The following is a 4,437-nucleotide window of genomic DNA, read 5'->3' as shown; positions in this document are numbered from 1 at the left end:
GTAATACCTAGAACCGAGATCTCTTGGCAAAGCTGCTCTGTAAAGCGGGTAAGTCCATCCACCTCTGCTCTTGCGCAGAAAATAACGAATTCTTCTCCCCCATAACGGAACGCAAGATCGTTTTGGTTAACATGCAGTTTAATCTTCTCGCCAACCAGAGCTAAGGCATTGTCACCTTCTGTGTGGCCGTATATATCATTGAAAGGTTTGAAGTTATCGATGTCACACACGACCAATCCAACGTAGTGACCTTGGGCTAAGTTTTTCTTCAAATATGGCAGTACAGTACGCGAGTATTTATGCCTAGAGCCTAACCCTGTCAAAGGGTCTGTGTCGGATTGATTACGTAGCACCGTCAACTGATCATCAAGCTTAATCAATAACCCTTTATAAGCTCTAGCGAGTTGTCCAATTTCATCACTGCGGGCAAGCTCGGATAGATCCTTGTCACCATTAATATCTTCTGAGCGCATATGGTTGGCGAGCGACTTAAGCGGTGCAACAATCCAGTGTGCCACCCAGCTAATTAGTACTAATGAGATAAATAGTGCGATCACAGCTTCAGTGACAATCTCTTTGATCAGAGACATCCTAAGCACCGTCAGTTCACTAGCATCAAAAACAGCCCAAACCTCGCCGCCATTTTGATTGATTAGCGGCAAGACAATATTTAATGTGCATAGCTCTTCATCTAGATAGAAAGCGTCTTGGGTTTGAGCCGGTTTTGCCCAAGGTATATAGACGTTATTAGATATGTAGCGACTCTCGACCAAAGCTTCATAATCACGCTGTACTCGCGTTTGAATAAACTCTAGCTTGCCTAGGCGTAATTTATTCTCGGCAGACTTAGCGAGTTCTATCTGAGCTCTTAACAAATCAAGTTTTTGTTCACCCTCTTCTATCTCTTCGTCTTTAACATCTTCACGCCAAAGGTAATCAAAACGCTTGAAATAACGAACTTGGACAGATTGATTAGAGTAGTCAGAAGTCCCTACGACCTCGAGAAACTCAAGGTCTTCTATTGAGGACAGCATCTGCTTCGTGGTCGGCATCATTAGGTTAGCGTAGTTGATACCCGCTACCGAGCTCGACAAAAACGAAATATGTGGGGCGAGGTTGAGTTTGGCGACCGAAGCAGAATATTCGATATGCCTATTCCACTCACTTTGATAGCGAGTAATACTAAAACCAGTGATCAGTACCAGTACCAAAAAAAGATGCGATATTAATAGCATCTGATTGATAGATAGCTTTACCGCCAGTCTATGCGGAGAGATATCTCGGAAGGTCAAACGTGTTACTCACTGTATACGCCAAGTACAGGCTCGGTACAGGTACCATTCACGCATATGTCTTTATAAGTACTATGACATCCTTGGCAAAAACTAGGCTGTAGACTTGGATGCGTATGGCTAATATCTTCACCCTGACGGTTATAACTGCCATACACGGCTTCGCCGCCTATGTGTTCGGTCACCCAAACAATACCTTGAGCCTCTGATACTGCTACCGCAGTTATGCCATCACTATATGGCCCATGAGTTTTGTATTGTTCAATCTTAGCGGGATTTACACGGATAGTCAGCGGGGAACCCTCGCCATTATTGATCCAGCTGTAAGAACGTACTGACTCTTGGATAAACAGGGAAGTTTCAGGCGGAAGAACCGTGTCTGCAGGTAGGTTGGCTGACTCTTTAACCACCGGCCAATCGAGAAAGTCGTCAGGAAATGATGCAATGGATTCAGCCTTTGCCGCAAAACTAAACCAAATTACTACCAAGCTGCTAACTGCGACTAACCATTTTGTGCTCAACATTTGCCCCATTCCCAGAAATCAATCGTCTACATTTTTGAAACGAGGGCATTCTATGTTATTTATTATTAAATTCACACCGTGAATGTATAAAACGTGGTCTAGTTACATCTTTATTCGTATAACAGTTGCTACAGCTCCTTTGTAGCACATTAGTTTATGCCTAAGACTTCATAGAGCCTGCTAAGTTCTTGTGAGTATCTTCCAGTGTTTTGTCAAAACTGGTCAGCAAAGTTTCGATTGCCGCCGTCGCGAGACCAAAATAGTCACTCGGAGAAATTTTTTCCGAATCTACTAATATCTTAGATTCGATGGTCGCTTTTAACTCATCCAAGGTTTTACTATTTTCAAGAAAATCAATTTGACCGATGGCCTGATTGAGATAGTTGAGACGAATTCGATCAACACTGCTGCACTCCTGAGCCGCAGCAACACCAGTACCTATCGCACGCGCCTGCCCAATATGCTCAGCAGTGACTAAAATACCTTGCCACAAAAAGCGTATTGAACCTTGTTCTCCATGCTCTATCTCGTATAAACGGTAGTGTTCGGCGCAATCATCAACTAAGAAAAGTATACAACGGATTAGTGCGGTGTGGCGTTTCAAGGATATTTCCGGATGCATCACTTCATGGTCAAGACAGATTTGCTCCCAACGGTGCTTAATATCTTGCCATTCCGCATTTTTAGCGATCCATTGCTCTACTTCTAAGCTCGAGATTGCTTGGTTTACCTGAGCCTGAATAGGCCTGATTTGCTGCATCAGTAACTTATCACCGTTCAACAAACCATTAGTTAATCCTCGATGCTGCTGGGTCAAAGTAACTAAAACACGAAACTCTTTTAGCAGCGTAAGGCCCTGAGACTGACGAGCAATATCAGCGCGCTTGCGATAAAAATAGGTGATAGTTAAAAATAACGCGACACCTGCACCCAAGAAAGCCGTTGTTACAACCATTGAAATCATTATCACTATCCCCTATTGACTAAGCTGTTAGCCCTTTAAGATGCTCGGCTACATTGGCATTCTCTTTTGCCATGATGGCATTTTTACCCGCGACCTGAGCCACCTCTTCCATACTCTTAGAGATCTCTTTCGTCGCAATAGTTTGTTGCTCTGAAGCCGTCGCAATACCACTTATCTGGTCAGACACGTTGTGGAGAGACGAGATAACCTGCTCTGTTGCCTCAAGTGCAGAGGCTAAGCTAGCCTGACTGAGACTGCTCGATTGGGCGACATCACTGACTTGCTCACCCACTGAGACCATACTCTCTGTCACCTCTTTAACTTGTCGGGTTATGGCGCTCGCTGATTCATGACTAGTTTGCGCTAAGCGGCGAACCTCTTCTGCCACGACATTAAACCCACGACCTTGTTCCCCTGCTCTCGCGGCTTCAATCGCCGCATTCAACGATAATAAGTTAGTTTGCTCTGCCATATCACGAATGACGTCTGACATGTCGGTAATCGAAACCATTTTCTCTTCAAGTACCTTCAAACTTTGCTCTGTCTTTTTAACACTGCTTACCACATTCGCCATCTGCTGTTGTGTGTTACGCATTTCGGTTTGGCTTAATGTACAAAGCTGATCGCCCTCATCGGCAGAAAGTCGTGTTTGCTCAATACGCTGTGACACTTCTTCGATGCTATGTGATATTTCAGTGGCAGCGGACGCCGAGGTATTAATAATGTCTGCTTGCTGCTGACTATATGCGGCGACATTACGAGCATTTCCCGCAAGTTCAGTCGCTGAGTAATGCATTTCATCACCCACAGAATGAACAGACTTTAATTTGCGATGATTCAAACGAACCAAATTGTCTAACAGTGGGAACAATGCCTGCAGCGGCCCTGCTCGACTTGAATCAATGACCAGATTGTCTGCTTCAACTTTCTTGTCGATAGCAGTTTTCATATAGTGAGATAATGCAGTTTGGTCATTCTTTGTCGCCTGCATTGCCCATAGCACCATAAAGGAACTGACAAACAGAACGGCAAAACCCTGTTGCAGAAAGCCTAAGCCCGCTAGAAGTGCACTGATAAATAGCAGAACTAACTGAACTCGAATAGACCCAACCAAGCCCAACGACTGAACATATACACGCATAAACGATCCTTATTTAGTGAGTATACTGATCATGTTTGGTGCTTATTCATATACACACCAACTTATTGTTATGTCTATAAATTAGCAACATGCGCACCACAAGTTGCATAATGTCACACAAACTGCTTAACGCATTGTTTTTTAATAACTAATATTTATATGCGATGAAGATGCATAGGATGGGGATGGTAGAGCATGGTGCAAAAATGAGAAGAGTTGCACTAAAATTGCACACATATACCAAAAAGCCCCAGCATTTCTGCTGGGGCTTCGTAATTTGGAGCGACACACGAGGTTCGAACTCGTGACCTCAACCTTGGCAAGGTTGCGCTCTACCAACTGAGCTAGTGTCGCATAAAGCGTTGATTAGATGGTGCCCCGGGCCGGACTTGAACCGGCACAGCGCGAACGCCGAGGGATTTTAAATCCCTTGTGTCTACCAATTCCACCACCAGGGCACACAAATCTAAATTTGTGACGGAGACACCATCTGTGATATCGACCCCTGAGGAATCG

At 44.3% G+C, this 4,437-nt stretch carries 4 protein-coding genes and 2 tRNA genes; all 6 read right to left on the bottom strand.

Annotated features, from left to right (window positions below; genetic code table 11):
* A partial coding sequence (locus QTO00_RS15440; protein WP_331425578.1) for a sensor domain-containing diguanylate cyclase occupies positions 1-1,292 on the bottom strand: 1,292 nt, incomplete at its 3' end.
* A gap of 5 nt (positions 1,293-1,297) precedes the next feature.
* A complete protein-coding gene (locus QTO00_RS15435; RefSeq protein WP_331425577.1) occupies positions 1,298-1,816 on the bottom strand; it encodes a hypothetical protein in 519 nt (172 codons plus the stop codon).
* A gap of 160 nt (positions 1,817-1,976) precedes the next feature.
* Positions 1,977-2,780: a hypothetical protein gene (locus tag QTO00_RS15430; protein ID WP_331425575.1), complete on the bottom strand. Its 804-nt coding sequence runs from the start codon at positions 2,778-2,780 to the stop codon at positions 1,977-1,979.
* A 19-nt stretch (positions 2,781-2,799) separates the two neighbouring features.
* Positions 2,800-3,921, bottom strand: coding sequence for a methyl-accepting chemotaxis protein (locus QTO00_RS15425; protein WP_331425574.1), 1,122 nt, complete (start codon positions 3,919-3,921; stop codon positions 2,800-2,802).
* A 278-nt stretch (positions 3,922-4,199) separates the two neighbouring features.
* A tRNA-Gly gene (locus QTO00_RS15420) sits at positions 4,200-4,275 on the bottom strand.
* A gap of 17 nt (positions 4,276-4,292) precedes the next feature.
* Positions 4,293-4,379, bottom strand: a tRNA-Leu gene (locus tag QTO00_RS15415).
* Between the last annotated feature and the right edge of the window lie 58 nt (positions 4,380-4,437).

Source organism: Vibrio sp. M260118 (assembly GCF_036533755.1).
Lineage (GTDB): Bacteria > Pseudomonadota > Gammaproteobacteria > Enterobacterales > Vibrionaceae > Vibrio.
This window is presented reverse-complemented; position numbering and strand designations above follow the sequence as displayed.